This is a genomic window from Streptomyces sp. NPDC026659 (genome assembly GCF_040638245.1).
In the GTDB taxonomy this organism is placed as follows: Bacteria; Actinomycetota; Actinomycetes; order Streptomycetales; family Streptomycetaceae; genus Streptomyces.
Genome location: NZ_JBEZXY010000013.1, coordinates 1 through 15,421 on the forward strand (window position 1 = coordinate 1; position 15,421 = coordinate 15,421).

The window sequence follows — 15,421 nt, forward strand, 5'->3', positions numbered from 1 at the left end:
GGGTAGATGTCCTGGTACTTCTTCGGCGGGTTCTCGGCGTAGGCGATGGTGCCGTCGGGGCGGTGGTGGAACCACTGGGGGTGCTTCTCCACCCACGGGTGGTCCGGCGAGCACTGGAGGGCGAAATCGAGCGCGACTTCAAGGCCCAACTCGCGCGCACGGCCCACGAAGTGGTCGAAGTCCTCCAGCGTCCCCAGCTGCGGATGGATGCTGTCGTGGCCGCCCTCCGGCGAACCGATCGCCCACGGCACACCGACATCTTCCGGCGTCGCGGTGAGCGTGTTGTTGCGGCCCTTGCGGTGCGTGGTCCCGATCGGATGGATCGGCGGGAGGTAGACCACGTCGAAGCCCATCTCCGCGATGGCCTCCAAGCGCCGTTCGGCGGTGCGGAAGGTGCCGTGCGGCTGCTCGACCGTCCCCTCCGAGCGCGGGAAGAACTCGTACCAGGAGCCGTACAGCGCGCGCTCGCGCTCGACCAGCAGGGGCAGCGGATCGGACGCGGTCACCAACTCCCGCAGCGGATAACGCTCCAGGAGGTCCGCCACCTCGGCCGACAGGGCGCCCTTCAGCCGGTCGTCCACCCCGAGGGTGTCGTCGCCGAGGTCGCGGGCGGCCGCAAGGACCAGGTCGCGTTCCGCGCCCTTGGGGACTCCGGCGGCGGCGCGCTCGTACAGCTCGGCGCCCTCCTCCAGGACCAGGCCGGTGTCGATGCCCGCCGGGATCTTGATACCGGCCGCGTGCCGCCAGGTCGCCAGCGGATGACTCCACGCCTCGACCCGGTAGGTCCAGCGGCCCGTCATGTCCGGGGTGACCTCGGCACCCCACACGTCACTGCCGGGGGACAGCTCACGCATCGGCAGCCAAGGGCCGCGCCGGCCCTTGGGATTGCGCAGGACCACGTTGGCGCCCACCACGTCGTGCCCCTCGCGGAACACGGTGGCGGTCACCAGGAACGTCTCCCCGGTCACCGCCTTCGCCGGGCGCCTTCCGCATTCCACGGACGGCCGGACATCACGTACCGGTACGCGGCCGATGGCCGGAGTCCTGCGCATGGATCTCACCTCCGCCGTGCGCGAAGCCGGGCACACGGGCCCGGCTTCGCGATCCGATCCACAAGCCGGCTGCTGCCGTCCCGTGGGGAACGCCATGTACGGTGCCAGGTCAGGGCCGTGGCGCCGTGGAACGCCGCTCCGGGGACTGCGCGCGTCGCGCCGCCCTGTCCCCTCGCGGCCGGCCGTCCTGCTCGCGCAGATAGCCGGTCAGGGTGGAGCGCAGATACCGCTCGGCCGCGTCCGCGGCCTCCCTGGCGCACCGCTTTCCCATCAGCACGCACAGGGTGTAGCCCGAATCCTCGAAGGTGCCCCGGACCGTGCGGTCGTGGGGCGAGGCGAGCATCACGCGCTCCCACGCCCGGTAACGCCGCAACTGCCGGGCCACTTCGGCCTTGGCCGGTAGCAGCATGGCCCTTTTCACCTTTCCCGCTCTCGACCGGGCGCGGTCCCGAGGATCGGGTGGCACCGCGCACGGAAGCGCACGGCGCCATGACGTCGATCGAGGTTTTCACTCATGGTGCACGCGTACACACGCATCGTCCTGTTGGAGCTTCAACGACCCGGCCGTTCGTGACGCTCGTGTTGCACGAATGGCGTAGCCCCCGCACTGTGGGAGTGACTCAGAAGCGATCGGCGCTCACGCCACGTGACCGGGAATCCGTCCCGATCGGGGCGACGGGCGGGAGCTTCGCCGGTGAGGAGCAAGCGACGATGAAGGCAGTGCCCTGCTACTACCACCTCGACGTGGAAGTCGGCCCGGAACGGGTGGGACAGGTCAGCCGCATCCTGGCCGCCCATCTGCGCTACTGGGACCTCGAGAACCTCGTCGGTCCCGTCCGTCACGGCACCCGGTTGCTGCTGCGGGCGATCGACCGGCACGCCACGGACAAGGCCACCTCGATCGAGATGTGGTGGACCGGCCAGCATCTGATCACCGCCGTCGGCGGCGACGACCGGGAGCTGCGCCCCGACCAGGACCTGCGGGCCTGTCTCGCGGACCTCGCGGCGATGAGCGACGGCTGGGGGTGCTGCGCCACCGCGGGCGGCGGCAAGGTCATCTGGTTCTCCCAGCGCGCCCGCTCCGACCAGCGCGTCCCGCTGGTCGCCACCGCGCCGGTGCCCAGCCTGCGCCGGGTGCTGGACCTGCCGCGCGCGCTGCCCGTGGCCGCCCTCGCCGCCCCCGACACCCTGGCGGGCGCCCGGTGACGGCGCGCAAGTCCCGGAAAGGGGTGCCCGTGTGGAGCGGGCACCCCTATCCGTTGGGCGCCTCCTACGACGGGCAGGGCACGAACTTCGCGCTCTTCAGCGAGGTCGCCGAGCGCGTCGACCTCAGCCTCGTGGACGACGCCGGGCGCGAGACGCGCGTCCCGCTGCACGAGGTCGACGGCTTCGTCCGGCACGCCTACCTGCCCGGCGTCGGCCCCGGGCAGCGCTACGGCTACCGGGTGCACGGCCCCTGGCAGCCCTCGCTCGGCAACCGCTGCAACCCCGCCAAGCTGCTGCTCGACCCCTACGCCCGCGCCGTCGACGGCCAGACGGACAACGACGCCTCGCTCTACGAACGCGACCCCGAGGGACCGGACCCGGCCGACAGCGCCGGGCACTCGATGCTCGGCGTGGTCACCGACCCCTCCTTCGACTGGGGCGACGACCGGCCGCCGGACATCCCGTACTCCGAGTCCGTCATCTACGAGGCCCACGTACGCGGCCTGACCCGCACCCACCCCGAGGTCCCCGAGCGGCTGCGCGGCACCTACGCGGGCCTTGCCCACCCCGCCGTCACCGGGCACCTCACCTCGCTCGGCGTCACCGCGGTCGAGCTGATGCCGGTCCACCAGTTCGCGCAGGACGGCGTGCTGCGCGACCGGGGCCTCACCAACTACTGGGGCTACAACACCATCGGCTTCTTCGCCCCGCACAACGCCTACGCCGCCCTCGGCTCGCGCGGGCAGCAGGTCGACGAGTTCAAGGCCATGGTGAAGGCGCTGCACGCGGCCGGTCTCGAGGTCATCCTCGACGTGGTCTACAACCACACCGCCGAGGGCAACGAGAAGGGCCCCACCCTCTCCTTCCGGGGCATCGACAACGCCTCGTACTACCGCCTGGTCGACGGCGACTGGGCGCACTACTACGACACCACCGGCACCGGCAACAGCCTGCTGATGCGCCACCCCTACGTGCTCCAGCTCATCATGGACTCGCTGCGCTACTGGGTCACCGAGATGCACGTGGACGGCTTCCGCTTCGACCTCGCGGCCACGCTGGCCCGGCAGTTCCACGAGGTGGACCGGCTCTCGGCGTTCTTCGACCTGATCCAGCAGGACCCGGTGATCAGCCGCGTCAAGCTGATCGCCGAGCCGTGGGACCTGGGCGAGGGTGGTTACCAGGTCGGCAACTTCCCCCAGCTCTGGTCGGAGTGGAACGGCAAGTACCGTGACGCCGTACGGGACTTCTGGCGTGCCGAGCCCGGCTCGCTCGGGGAGTTCGCCTCCCGGCTCACCGGCTCCTCCGACCTCTACCAGGCCAGCAGGCGAAGACCCCGGGCCAGCGTCAACTTCGTCACCGCGCACGACGGTTTCACCCTGCGCGACCTCGTGTCGTACAACGACAAGCACAACGAGGCCAACGGCGAGGACAACCAGGACGGCGAGAGCGTCAACCGGTCCTGGAACTGCGGGGTCGAGGGCGAGACCGACGACGCCGGCGTGCTCGAACTGCGCGCCCGCCAGCAGCGCAATCTGCTGGCCACGCTGCTGCTGAGCCAGGGCATTCCGATGCTCGCCCACGGCGACGAACTCGGCCGCACCCAGGGGGGCAACAACAACGCCTACTGCCAGGACAACGAGGTCTCCTGGGTGGACTGGGACCTCGACGGCGAACAGCGGTCCCTGGCCGAGTTCACCCGCCGGATCATCGCCCTGCGCGCCGGGCACCCGGTGCTGCGCAGGCGCCGGTTCTTCCACGGCGAGACCCCGGCCAAGGCCGACCGGCGGCTGCCCGACCTGGTGTGGCTGCGGCCCGACGCGCGCGAGATGGCCGACCAGGACTGGCAGCGCGACGACGCGTACTCGGTGGGCGTGTTCCTCAACGGCGACGCCATCGCCGAACGCGACGCCTACGGACGGCGCGTGGTCGACGACTCCTTCCTGATCCTCCTCAACGGCTACTGGGAGCCGGTCGACTTCCGACTGCCCGGGGTGTCCTACGGCGAGCGCTGGACCACCCTGATCGACACCGCCGACCCCGACGGCGTGCCCGACGAACGCGAGCGCAAGGCGGGCAGCGGGCTCCGGGTCGAGGCCCGCAGCCTGATCCTGCTCTCCCGGCCCTCCCGGGGCGGCTGAAGCCCGCCCACACGTGTGAGGGGCGCCCACCGGCCGGTGGGCGCCCCTCACACGTGTGCGCGTCAGCCGCGCGGGTCGCGCGAGGTCACCGTGAACTGCGCCCCGTCCGGGTCGCGCAGCACGGCCTCGGTCGCCTGCTCGCTGAGCACGCTGCCGCCGTGCTTCTCGGCGCCGCGCGCACAGCGGGCCACGTCGGACACCGCGAAGTGCACCTGCCAGTGCGGCCGCACCGAGGGGTCGGGAGCCGCCTCCACCGCGCCCGAGTCGATACGCGCCACCACGTCGCCCTGGCTGCGCAGCACCACCTCGCCGCCCTCGTACTCGACCTCGCAGCAGCCCGGCGCCCCGGTCGCCCAGTCCAGCACCTCGCCGTAGAAGATCGCGGAGTCGAAGGCGTCGCGAGTGTGCAGCCGGATGAAGGTGGGGGCCGAGCGGCGCCAGGTCTCCCAGTTGGAGACCAGCTCGCCCTGCCAGACCCCGAAGGTGGCGCCGTCGCGGTCGGCGAGCAGGGCGGCCCGGCCCGGCGGGAAGGACAGCGGGCCCACCGCCGCCGTGCCGCCGCGCTCGCGCGCCCGGGACACCGCCACGTCGGCGTCCGGCACCGCGAAGTACGGCGTCCAGGCCACCGCCGTCTGCAACATCGAGGCCACCGCGGCGATGCCGGCCACCGGCACCCCGTTCGCCAGCGCGACCCGGAACCGGTCGCCCAGCTCCGCCTCGCGCCAGGTCCAGCCGAGCACGGCCGTGTAGAACTCCTCGGTGGCCTGCAGATCGCGGCTGGTCAGGCTCACCCAGCAGGGGGCGCCGAAGAAGGAATGCGTCGAGGGGGAGTCCTTCCGCTTCCTCGGTTCACCGCTGACGGCTGTGTCGTGATTCATGGCAGTCGCGTCCTGCTCTCGGGGCCGGGCGGCCACCGGTCCGCACCAGTGTCCGGCCGGACGGGGGTCGAATGCCTCCCGAGTACCCCGGCGCGGCCCGGCCAGGCAGGGGCGTACGGCACCGCCCCCGCACGGCTGCGCGGGACTGCCGTGCGGCAGCGGGTGGGTAGACCGAACGGGTGAAAGAAGAGGGTGACGGGGGAGCCCCGAAGGGGTGAATCACTCAGCCCGCTTCCGCGAGCAGTTCCTCGCGCAGCCGGTCGAAGCAGCCCGTGAGCAGCCGGGACACGTGCATCTGGGAGATGCCGAGCTGGTCGGCGATGCGGCTCTGGGTCATGCCCCGGAAGAACCGCAGGTAGAGGATGGTGCGCTCGCGCTCCGGCAGCGCGGCGAGGAACGGGGAGACGGCCACCCGGTCCACCACCAGGTCGAACCCCGGGTCCGGCTCTCCGAGGCAGTCACCGAGCGCGAAGCCCTCGGTCCCGGCCACCTCGGCGTCCAGCGAGAGCGCGGAGAAGCACTCCAGCGCCTCCATGCCGGTGCGTACCTCGTCCTCGGTGAGGCCGGTGCGCTGGGCGATCTCCTCGACGCCGGGGGCGCGGCCCGAGGTGGTCTGGGACAGCTCCTTCCACGCGACGCGGACCCGGTTGCGCAGGTCCTGGACCCGCCGGGGCACGTGCAGCGTCCACATGTGGTCGCGGAAGTGCCGCTTGATCTCGCCGGTGATGGTCGGGACCGCGTACGCCTCGAAGGCGCGGCCGCGCTCCGGGTCGTAGTGGTCGACCGCCTTCACCAGGCCGAGCGCCGCCACCTGGTAGAGATCCTCCAGGGACTCGCCGCGGCCGCGGAAGCGCACCGCGATCCGCTCGGCCATGGGCAGCCACAGCCGCACCAGCTCGTCCCTGAGTTCCCGGCGCCGTGGCCCGTCGGGCAGCCCGGCGAGCCGCTCGAAGGCTTCCGCCGTGTCCGGAGCGTCGTCATGGGGGTGGGTCTTCGTGCTGTCAGTGACAGCCATCGCGCGCACTTCTCTCAGCGGGGGCTGGGTCCACGGACGTGCCCTCTGCGGGGCACCGTTGGTTCGCCTTCCCGATGTCCGGCAAACCAAAACAAGTATGTACACAAGCCGCCAAACGGTGCGAAGTGCTTGACCTGTCTTTGACGTTCCTTACCTCTGCAACAGAGGTAATCTCCAGGAGTGGACGAGGAAAAAGGCGAGGAAAAGGGCGAACCCGACGCCTTCCCGGAAGAGCTGGCCGACACGCTGGTGCGCGTCCAGCGGCTGATCCGGCGACGGCTGCGCGGCCGACTCACCGAGCCCCGGCTGCGCGGCGCCGAGGTCGAGCTGCTGCGGCTGGTCGAGGAGCGGCCCGGCCTCGGAGTCTCGGACGCCGCCCGCGCCCTGCACCTGGCCGGGAACTCCGTGTCCACCCTGGTCAACCGGCTCGTCCGGGACGGCTACCTGCTCCGCGAGACCGACCCCGCCGACCGCCGCGCCGCCCGGCTGCGGCTCACCCCGGCCGCGTCGGAACGGCTCGGGGAGTGGCGCCGCCGCCGCGCCGAACTGGTCGGCCAGGAGGTGGCCCGTCTCGACGCCGACGACCGCGCGGCCCTGCGCGCCGCACTCCCCGCGCTGCGCAGGCTGGCCACCGCCCTGCACGAGGAGTCGGAGGACACCGGCACGGACCGGCGAACGCCGGGGAAAGCCGAGGAATCATGACGAGCGACGACCCGCCGCCCCCCGGCGCGGCCCTGACCTGCACCGGCCTGACCTACGCCTTCGGCGGCACCCGGGCCGTCGACGGGCTCGATCTGACCGTCCGCGAGGGCGAGGTGTTCGGGCTGCTCGGACCCAACGGAGCGGGCAAGACCACCGCCATCCGCTGTGTCACCACCCTGCTCCCGGTCCCGGCCGGTGCCGTCCGCGTCTTCGGGCACGACGCCGCCCGCGCGCGCATGGACGTGCGCCGCACCATCGGCTACGTCCCCCAGCGGCTCTCGGCCGACAGCGGACTGACCGGACGCGAGAACGTCGTCCTCTTCGCCCGCGTCTTCGACGTACCGCGCCGCGAGCGCGCCGGGCGCGTCGCCCACGCCCTGGCCGCCGTCGGCCTCACCGAGGCCGCCGACCGGCTCGCGGGCACCTACTCCGGTGGCATGGTCCGCCGCCTCGAACTCGCCCAGGCCCTGGTCAGCGAGCCCCGGCTGCTCATCCTCGACGAGCCCACCATCGGGCTCGACCCCATCGCCCGCACCGGCGTCTGGGAGCACATCGACTCCGTACGCGCCGCCACCGGCATGACCGTCCTGCTCACCACCCACTACATGGACGAGGCCGACCAGTACTGCGACCGGGTCGGCCTCATGCACCACGGCCGCGTCCGCGCCCTGGGCACCCCCGCCGAACTGCGCCGGGGCCTGGCCGAACGGCTGGGCACCGACACCGTGCCCACGCTGGAGGACGTCTTCCGGGACGTCGCCGGAAGCGGCCTGGACGACCGAACGGGAGGAGATTTCCGCGATGTCCGGAGCACCCGCCGCACCGCGCGCCGAGTCGGCTGACCGCGCCCCCGCGCCGAGCGGGCCACCCCGCCCGCGATCCGGCCTCCTGCTGCTGCCCGCCCGGGTCGCCGCGATGTGCGCCGTCGAACTGCAGAAACTGCGCCACGACCGCACCGAGCTGTACACGCGCGCCGTCCAGCCCGCCCTCTGGCTGCTGATCTTCGGCCAGACCTTCACCCGCATCCGGGCGATCCCCACCGGGGGCATCCCCTACATCGACTTCCTGGCGCCCGGCATCATCGCCCAGTCCGCGATGTTCATCGCGATCTTCTACGGCATCCAGATCATCTGGGAACGCGACGCGGGCACCCTGGACAAACTGCTCGTCACGCCCACCCCGCGCTCGGCGCTGATCACGGGCAAGGCGTTCGCGGCCGGGGTGAAGTCGCTGATCCAGGCCGTCGTCGTGATCGTGATCGCCGCCCTGCTCGGGGTCACCCTCACCTGGAACCCGCTGAAGCTGCTCGGGGTCGCCGTCGTCGTGGTCCTCGGTGCCGCGTTCTTCTCGTGTCTGTCCATGACCATCGCGGGCATCGTGCTCAGCCGCGACCGGCTGATGGGCTTCGGGCAGGCGATCACCATGCCGCTGTTCTTCGGCTCCAACGCGCTCTACCCCGTCTCGGTGATGCCGGGCTGGCTCCAGGCGGTCAGTCGGGTGAACCCGCTCAGCTATCAGGTGGACGCCCTGCGCGGGCTGCTGCTCGGCACCCCGGCCCACCTTCCGGCCGACTTCGGCGTGCTCGCGCTGGCCGCCGTCCTCGGGATCACGGCCGCCTCCTCGCTGCTCGGCCGGCTGGTGCGCTGACCGGAAACCGGGCCTGGACACGAGGCGTGTCGGCGCGGCCCGGACGTGATGTGCGGCACGCGGGCCGTATGGCATGGAACCCCCTCCCATGCCGTTCCTCCTGCGCACGGCTTGATCACCGATCAAACCGGGCGAACCGCCAGGCCACGCCGTATTCGGCTTATTTGACAGTGCGCTCGGCCCACAGATAAACAGCAGCTCCCGGATGGTCGAGAGGGGAACCGTGTACGAGCCGAACGTGGTCGGTGACTGGCAGGAGTACGACGACTTCGCCGGTCTGCGCGTCCGCGTCCACAGCCTGGAGCGAGCCGAACCGCCGCGCGGGCGGGACGACGCCGCCGCCGGGCTCACCTATTTCGGTCTCCGGGTGACCTTCGAGAACCGGGGCACGCGGTCCTACGGCGTGCAGCTGGAGGACGGTCAGATCGACGTCCGGGTCGGCCCCGACGGCGAGGGCGCCTTCATCGACTGGCGCAACTCGCAGTTCATCGAGGGCTTCGACGTGCACCCGTTGCGCCGGGCCACCGCCTTCCTCTGCGCGGCCGCTCCCGAGGCGGCACTCACCCATGTCGACGTGCAGGTCCAGCCGCGCGTGGACGAGGAGTGGGCCGACCGCCGTCTGTGGACCGGCGGTGTGGGAATCACCGAGACGCCGCCGGCCGCGGCCGCCGCGAGCGCCGGGGCCGGAAGCCTCGCGCACGAACTGGCCGCCTTCCTCAGGGACCAGGCCGAGCCCGGCAGCGCCTGAGAAGTCCGCGCGGAGGGGCGGTTCACCGGCAGCGGTGAACCGCCCCCGCTCTGTCAGGCGTTCGGGTCGAACGGAATCCCGGACGGCTTCGCCGCGGTGAGGTGCGAGGCGAAACTCGCCTCCTTCAGCGGGAAGTTGGCGCTACCGAAGTCGTACGAGCTGAGCTTGTCGCGCAGCCCGGGCGGGTAGCCGTTCCAGCCCACCAGCGGCGGGTACTGCCAGGTGTGCTTGTGGTTCTCCGGCGGCTCGTCGTTGGCGGTGCCCAGCCGGAAGCAGTGGGTGCTGATGCCGTCCTTGTGGTAGACGGCCTTGGGGTGCGTGCCCTCGAAGCGGACCTCGGAGACGGGGTGCACGGTGAACTTGCCGTGGTTGGACGTCGAGACGTACTTGACCTGGCCGTCCTGCACCCAGACCGCCACATGCTCCCAGTCGTTGCGGTGGCCGCCGAGGCTGACACCGGGCAGCGCCTGGTCCTTCTCGAAGTACAGGGTGTACAGATAGCCGCACCAGCCGTTGTTGCACTTGTAGCGCGAGTAGCTGTTGGTGTTGTCCAGGTCGGACGCGTCGTGGCAGTTGCCGTTGAGCGCGCCGGTCGGGTTCAGGCCCGGGTTGATCGTGCCGTCGGGGCCTATCGCCGGGGTGGAGTAGCAGCCGTCGGTGTCGTAGTCGAACGCGGGCTGGTACTTCAGCTCGTCGGCCTCGGCGTTCTGCGGCAGGGCCTGCGGCGGACCGCCGGCGGCGAAGGCGGGGGTGGCGAGCACGAGCGTGGCGGCGCCGGTGAGCGCGGCCAGCCATCTGCCGCGTCGCCGAGGGGACGTGAACGAAGCCACTGAGTCTCCAACTCGGTTGGGGGGTAAGGGAGTTCAGCATCCTGGCACATGTGTGCGCCCCCGTGTCACCCCGGGTGTCCCACCGGTGAACCCTGGCCGACGGATCACCTTCCGTCTCAGCCGTTGCCCTCCGGCACATCCGCCGCCGACTCCTCGGGCGTCAGATCCGGGCGCAGCCGCAGCCACGTCGGCTGACGCAGCAGGCCCGCGCGGGTGCGGGTGCTGTAGCCGACCTCGCCGACCAGCCGGGGCAGCACCCAGCGCGCCTCGGCGATCCTCGGCGCCGGGTCGAAGGGGCACTGCTCGCTCGTCAACTCGCCCAGCAACGCGGCGAGTTCGATGCGTTGCGCCTCGCTCCAGCCGGTGCCCACCCGGCCTGCGTACCGCAGCCGGCCGCCGTCGCGCTGCCCGAGGAGCACCGCCCCGGGCAGCCCCGTCAGGCGCCCCTTGCCGGGCAGCCAGCCGCCCACGATCACGTCCGCGCTCCGCTGGTTGCGGATCTTGATCCAGGCGCGGGAGCGCATCCCCGGCTCGTATGCCGAGTCCAGCCGCTTGCACACCAGCCCCTCCAGGCCGTGCTCCCGGGTCGCGCGCAGCGCCTCGGTGCCGTGCCCCACCAGCGCGCCCGGCACCGACCAGTGGGGCCCGTCGAGCGCCAGTGCCTCCAGCGCGGTCCGCCGCCGGGCGTACGGCGTGCGCAGCAGGGGTTCGCCCAGGAAGGGCACGTCGAACAGCACCAGATGGACCGGCACCTGTCCGGCCCGGCGGGCCGCCAGCGCGGGGGAGTGGGCGAGGCCCATCCGGCCCTGGAGCAACTGGAAGTCGGCCCGGCCCTGTTCGTCCAGGGCCAGCACCTCGCCGTCCAGCACGGCCGGGGTGGTGCCCAACGCCGTTCTCAGCGAGGCGAGTTCGGGATAGGCGGCGGTGATGTCCTCGCCCGAGCGGGCGCGCAGCAGCACACTTCCGTTGCCGGGCAGGTACACCATCACCCGCTGGCCGTCCTGCTTGGTCTCGTACGCCCACCGGTGGTCCTGCGCCGGGGGCGGCAGCGTGCCGGGAGTGGCGAGCATCGGCGCGACGAGGGGCAGGGTGGTCACGGCTGAAGATCTCGACCGCAGGACGCGCTTCCACGCACGTCAGGGCGGGGTTTCCCCCGAACGGCCCGCGCTCTCGGACCCCGCGCGGTGCCCCGTGATCCGCGCGGTGTGTACCGTGCAGTAATATCCGGCGTCAGGTCACCTGAGGAGGCACCGTGCCCCGGTCCGAACGCTCACCCCTGCTGCTGGCCGGTCTGCTGGCCGCCGCCGGGGTCGCCCACTTCGCCGCCCCGCGCCCGTTCGACGCGACCATCCCGAAGGCGCTGCCCGGCTCCCGCCGGGCCTGGACGTACGGCAGCGGAGCCGTCGAACTCGCCCTCGCCGCGGGCATCGCCGCGCGGCGCACCCGGCCCCTGGCCGCGAAGGCCGCCGCCGTGTTCTTCGTCGGGGTGTTCCCCGCCAACGTGAAGATGGCCGTGGACTGGCGGCACCGCCCGGCCCGACAGCGGGGCGCCGCCTTCGCCCGGCTGCCGCTCCAGGTGCCGCTGGTTCTCTGGGCCCGTGGTGTGGCCCGTACCGGGGAGGGGCGCGCATGAGCACCGAGATCAGGATCGGCGACACCGCCCCGGACTTCGCCCTCCCCGACGAGACCGGCGCCACCCGCCGTCTGAGCGAACTGCTCGCGGACGGCCCCGTGGTGCTCTTCTTCTACCCGGCCGCCCTCACCCCCGGCTGCACCGCCGAGGCCTGCCACTTCCGCGACCTCGCCGCCGAGTTCGCCGAAGCCGGGGCGCGTCCCGTCGGCATCAGCGGCGACGAGGTGGACCGGCAGCGGGAGTTCGCCGACAAGCACACCCTCGGGATGCCGCTGCTCTCCGACGCCGACGGCACCGTCCGCGAGGGCTTCGGCGTCAAGCGGGGCTTCACGCTCGCCCCCACCAAGCGGGCCACCTTCGTCATCGCGCCCGACCGCACCGTCCTGGAGGTCGTCCGCAGCGAACTGCGTATGAACACCCACGCGGACCGCGCCCTGGCCGCGCTACGGGCTGCCCGCGCCCAGGGATGACCGCATGCCGGCGCGAAGAGCATTGCCTCCGGCCGTCGCCACAATGCGCGTGATGCCCGCCGACTTTGATCTTTGTCGGCGGGCTGTCTCGCGAGGTCATCGAGCGGAACGGCGCTTCGGCGTTTTCTGGCGCCGAGAAAGAGAGGTGACGCCGCCTCAGATGGTCGGGGTGTCGTCGACAACCGGCCGGTGAATCTCAACGACCGGCTTCCACCCCGTGGTGAATTCGATGAAATCCGCACGGGTGGGGTAGGTGTCGATCGCGCGACGGTCACGCTTGGGGGTCTCGCCCCCCTTGCGTCCCCGGGGAACCTGCTCCTCGAAGATGTCGACCTTCACGTCGGGAACCTCCTTGAGGCCCTGGCGCCAGATCTGCACGACGTCGGCGCCGAACGCCTGCCGGGCCGCGGCGTAAAGGGCGCTGAGGGCCCCCTTGTCCCCACCGGGGACGAAGAGCGCCAGGTCCAGCACGACGCCGGCGGACTGGAGGACCTCGATGGTCACCGAGCCGTTCTCGTCGGCCAGGTAGATTCCGGCTTCATTCTCGTCGTCGGGAAGGCAGGAGACCTCTTCCTGGAATATGGTCCTCGCCGCGACCGAGCCACCCTCGAAATCCTCACCGGACTTGGTCAGAAAAGCAGGGACATAGCAGCCGGGAAGCTTGAGTTCTGCCGTGTCGGCGGAAACGAAGATCCTGTCCTTCATGCCGAGCTCCGTCACCTCTTCCAATGAGAGGCGGCGAGCGGCAATCTTCTCCGTGTTCACGATTTCCCTTTCACGTTGCTCTGTCCCTTTGAACGAGGACACTACCACGAAACCCTGAGGTCAACTGCCCTGTAATCGTTGGGTAAATGACCTCTGATGAGCTGCGCGGGAGGATGTCGAAGCGAGTCCCGCTCGGCCTGGAACGCGCGGTTGCATTTCGGTGCGTTGGGTGGCGTGGAGGAAGTAAGAGAGGGTTTACGGTAGATATCGCCCATAGTGTCTTCGGGGGGTGAGGCAAGGCTTTTCATTACCCCCGGGCGCTGTCGCCAGAACGGGTGTCCGGCTGACACGATCACCCTGGGACCACGGACGAAAACCAGGGAGCGCACACATGACGACGGACAGCGTGGTGGACCCGGCCAAGGGCGTGGAGGTCCTGCCCGTAGCCGGGCACATCGGGGCCGAGATCACCGGCGTGGACCTCGCCGAGCCGCTCGACGACGCGGTGGCGGAGCTGATCAGGGCGGCGGTGCTGCGCTGGAAGGTGGTGTTCTTCCGGGACCAGCACCTCGACCACGCCGCGCACATCGCCTTCGCCCGCCGCTTCGGCGAGCCGGTCGTCCTCGGCCGCCGGGGCAGCGCCTCGCCCGAGGGATTCCCCGAGGTGGAGACCACCGCCGACCGGCTGGAACTCGGCGGACGCTTCGGCATGGAGCACGACGAGTGGCTGCGCCGCCGCCGGCACACGCTGCTGCGCGGCTGGCACTGCGACCACGGCGCCCGCATCGACCCGCCCGCCGCCACCATCCTGCGCGCCGAGACCGTACCGCCCTACGGCGGCGACACCACCTGGGCCAACCTGGCCGCCGCCTACGCGGGCCTGTCCGCGCCGGTGCGCGCCTTCGTGGACGGCCTGCGCGCCGAACACCGGCTCGGCGTCGGCTACCAGCCCCGCCCCGGCGACGACGCCTACCTCCGCCGCCTCCTGGACCACCAGGTGGCCTCCGTGCACCCGCTGGTCCGCGTCCACCCGGAGACCGGCGAACGGGTGCTCTTCGTCAACGGCTACTACGTCGAGCAGATCGAGGGCGTCTCCCGCCCCGAGAGCGCGGCCCTGCTGGAGATGCTCCTGGAGCAGGTCGTACGGCCCGAGTACACCGTCCGCTTCCGCTGGGAGCCGGGCAGCGTCGCCTTCTGGGACAACCGGGCCACCGTGCACCTCGCGCCCGGCGACAACGCCCACCTCGGCCATCCCCGGATCATGCACCGGGTGATGCTCGCGGGCGACGTGCCGGTGGGGGTGGACGGGACGCCGTCCGAGGCGCTGACCGGCACGGAGCCCGGACGCTGGTGATCAGCCGCCGACGTGCCCGGGGTCGGGGCGCCCCAGCGCCGGACCGAGCTTCGTCGCCATGTCGGTCAGGATCTGCACGTAGTCCTCGCGCCGGAAGGTGAACGGCAGCGCGAACGCCACCTCGTCCACCTCGCGGAACGCGGCGTGCGCGTGCAGCCGCTCGGCGATCTCCTCGCTGGTGCCCACCAGGTCGGGCGCGAACAGCAGCCGCGCCGGGCCCTGCGGGGAGGTTGTGCGAGGCAGCCGGGCGGCGGCGAACTCGGCGTACCGCTCCCGCTGTTCGGCCGTCGCGGAGTCGGTCGGGATCACCACCAGACCCTGGGAGACCCGGGCCGCCTCCCCCTCGGGGTGCCGGGCGCGGAACTCCCGGATCTGGGCCAGCTGGATCGCCGCGAAGTCCGGCGCCCCGTCGGGGTCCTCGGCCTTGACGACGCTGCTGGTGAGCAGGTTCATGCCCTGCTCACCGGCCCAGCGCGCCGAGGCCAGGCTGCCGCCGCCGTACCACATGCGCCGGGCGAGACCGGGGGAGTGCGGCTGGACGACGTCGGAGTACTGCTCGAAGCCCTCGGCGCCCTTGAAGTCCGTGGCGGGCTCACCGGCGACGAGGTCGAGCAGCCGCCGCACCCGCCCGTACCCGAAGTCCTCCACCTCGGCGGAGACCGGATACAGCGCCTCCTTGACCTGGTCGTAGTGGATCGGCGGCCCCACACTGACCCCGGGATTGAGGCGCCCGCCGGACAGCACGTCCACCGTGGCCAGGTCCTCGGCGAGGCGCAGCGGGTTCTCCCACCCCAGCGGGATCACCGCCGTACCCAGTTCGATGCGCCGGGTGCGCTGCGAGGCGGCCGCCAGCACGGCCACCGGCGAGGAGATGCCGTACTGAAGATGCCGATGGCGCACCCAGGCGCTGTCGAACCCCAGTCGCTCGCCCAGTTCGATGATCTCCAGCGTGTCCGCGTGCCCCCGTCCCGGATTCGCCGCGTCGAACAGCCCGATCGTCAGAAACCCCAGCTTGCGCAGCGGACGCGACATCGACGCCACGG

At 71.7% G+C, this 15,421-nt stretch carries 17 protein-coding genes; 9 read left to right on the top strand and 8 right to left on the bottom strand.

Features of this window, described 5'->3' with window-relative positions; translation table 11 throughout:
• Both AB0E91_RS27775 and AB0E91_RS27780 read right to left on the bottom strand, forming a co-directional pair.
• A partial coding sequence (locus AB0E91_RS27775) for a maltotransferase domain-containing protein (RefSeq protein ID WP_361787488.1) occupies positions 1-1,052 on the bottom strand: 1,052 nt, incomplete at its 3' end.
• Positions 1,053-1,161: 109 nt separating this feature from the next.
• The gene (locus AB0E91_RS27780; protein ID WP_018546029.1) at positions 1,162-1,461 is read right to left on the bottom strand and encodes a DUF5133 domain-containing protein; all 300 of its coding nucleotides are present in this window, start codon (positions 1,459-1,461) and stop codon (positions 1,162-1,164) included.
• A gap of 302 nt (positions 1,462-1,763) precedes the next feature.
• On the opposite strand from AB0E91_RS27780, the gene AB0E91_RS27785 reads away from it, so the two are divergent.
• Both AB0E91_RS27785 and glgX read left to right on the top strand, forming a co-directional pair.
• A complete protein-coding gene (locus AB0E91_RS27785; protein ID WP_361787490.1) occupies positions 1,764-2,258 on the top strand; it encodes a pep a2 in 495 nt (164 codons plus the stop codon).
• Positions 2,255-4,396, top strand: a complete 2,142-nt coding sequence (gene glgX / locus AB0E91_RS27790) for a glycogen debranching protein GlgX (protein WP_361787492.1) — start codon at positions 2,255-2,257, stop codon at positions 4,394-4,396. Before AB0E91_RS27785 ends, glgX begins: the two co-directional genes overlap by 4 nt.
• 62 nt (positions 4,397-4,458) lie before the next feature.
• On the opposite strand, the gene AB0E91_RS27795 is transcribed toward glgX, so the two are convergent.
• Entirely contained in the window at positions 4,459-5,274 is an 816-nt protein-coding gene (locus tag AB0E91_RS27795) for a VOC family protein (RefSeq protein WP_361787494.1), read from the bottom strand.
• A gap of 223 nt (positions 5,275-5,497) precedes the next feature.
• Positions 5,498-6,289, bottom strand: a complete 792-nt coding sequence (locus AB0E91_RS27800; protein ID WP_361787496.1) for an RNA polymerase sigma factor SigF — start codon at positions 6,287-6,289, stop codon at positions 5,498-5,500.
• Positions 6,290-6,469: 180 nt separating this feature from the next.
• Here AB0E91_RS27800 and AB0E91_RS27805 point away from each other — a divergent pair, with 180 nt between their 5' ends.
• From AB0E91_RS27805 to AB0E91_RS27820, 4 genes are all read left to right on the top strand, one after another.
• On the top strand, positions 6,470-6,991 hold the full coding sequence (locus AB0E91_RS27805) for a MarR family transcriptional regulator (protein ID WP_361787498.1): 522 nt from the start codon (positions 6,470-6,472) through the stop codon (positions 6,989-6,991).
• A complete protein-coding gene (locus tag AB0E91_RS27810) occupies positions 6,988-7,833 on the top strand; it encodes an ATP-binding cassette domain-containing protein (protein WP_361787500.1) in 846 nt (281 codons plus the stop codon). Before AB0E91_RS27805 ends, AB0E91_RS27810 begins: the two co-directional genes overlap by 4 nt.
• Entirely contained in the window at positions 7,793-8,638 is an 846-nt protein-coding gene (locus AB0E91_RS27815) for an ABC transporter permease (RefSeq protein ID WP_361787502.1), read from the top strand. Before AB0E91_RS27810 ends, AB0E91_RS27815 begins: the two co-directional genes overlap by 41 nt.
• Before the next feature lie 223 nt (positions 8,639-8,861).
• On the top strand, positions 8,862-9,386 hold the full coding sequence (locus AB0E91_RS27820) for a hypothetical protein (RefSeq protein ID WP_361787803.1): 525 nt from the start codon (positions 8,862-8,864) through the stop codon (positions 9,384-9,386).
• A gap of 53 nt (positions 9,387-9,439) precedes the next feature.
• On the opposite strand, the gene AB0E91_RS27825 is transcribed toward AB0E91_RS27820, so the two are convergent.
• Both AB0E91_RS27825 and AB0E91_RS27830 read right to left on the bottom strand, forming a co-directional pair.
• Positions 9,440-10,216: an NPP1 family protein gene (locus AB0E91_RS27825; protein ID WP_361787504.1), complete on the bottom strand. Its 777-nt coding sequence runs from the start codon at positions 10,214-10,216 to the stop codon at positions 9,440-9,442.
• 116 nt (positions 10,217-10,332) lie between these two features.
• Positions 10,333-11,286, bottom strand: coding sequence for an ATP-dependent DNA ligase (locus AB0E91_RS27830; RefSeq protein ID WP_361787805.1), 954 nt, complete (start codon positions 11,284-11,286; stop codon positions 10,333-10,335).
• 182 nt (positions 11,287-11,468) lie between these two features.
• Here AB0E91_RS27830 and AB0E91_RS27835 point away from each other — a divergent pair, with 182 nt between their 5' ends.
• The gene (locus AB0E91_RS27835; RefSeq protein WP_361787506.1) at positions 11,469-11,849 is read left to right on the top strand and encodes a hypothetical protein; all 381 of its coding nucleotides are present in this window, start codon (positions 11,469-11,471) and stop codon (positions 11,847-11,849) included.
• Positions 11,846-12,319: a peroxiredoxin gene (locus AB0E91_RS27840; RefSeq protein WP_361787508.1), complete on the top strand. Its 474-nt coding sequence runs from the start codon at positions 11,846-11,848 to the stop codon at positions 12,317-12,319. The genes AB0E91_RS27835 and AB0E91_RS27840 overlap by 4 nt, the downstream gene beginning before the upstream one ends.
• Before the next feature lie 156 nt (positions 12,320-12,475).
• Here the strand turns inward: AB0E91_RS27840 and AB0E91_RS27845 are convergent, their stop codons facing one another.
• Entirely contained in the window at positions 12,476-13,084 is a 609-nt protein-coding gene (locus AB0E91_RS27845) for a hypothetical protein (RefSeq protein WP_361787510.1), read from the bottom strand.
• A gap of 331 nt (positions 13,085-13,415) precedes the next feature.
• Here AB0E91_RS27845 and AB0E91_RS27850 point away from each other — a divergent pair, with 331 nt between their 5' ends.
• Complete coding sequence (locus AB0E91_RS27850) at positions 13,416-14,378, top strand: TauD/TfdA family dioxygenase (RefSeq protein ID WP_361787512.1); 963 nt, start codon at positions 13,416-13,418, stop codon at positions 14,376-14,378.
• Here AB0E91_RS27850 and AB0E91_RS27855 read toward each other — a convergent pair whose 3' ends face one another.
• The gene (locus AB0E91_RS27855; protein ID WP_361787514.1) at positions 14,379-15,419 is read right to left on the bottom strand and encodes an LLM class flavin-dependent oxidoreductase; all 1,041 of its coding nucleotides are present in this window, start codon (positions 15,417-15,419) and stop codon (positions 14,379-14,381) included. It abuts the gene before it with no gap.
• Positions 15,420-15,421: the final 2 nt, after the last annotated feature.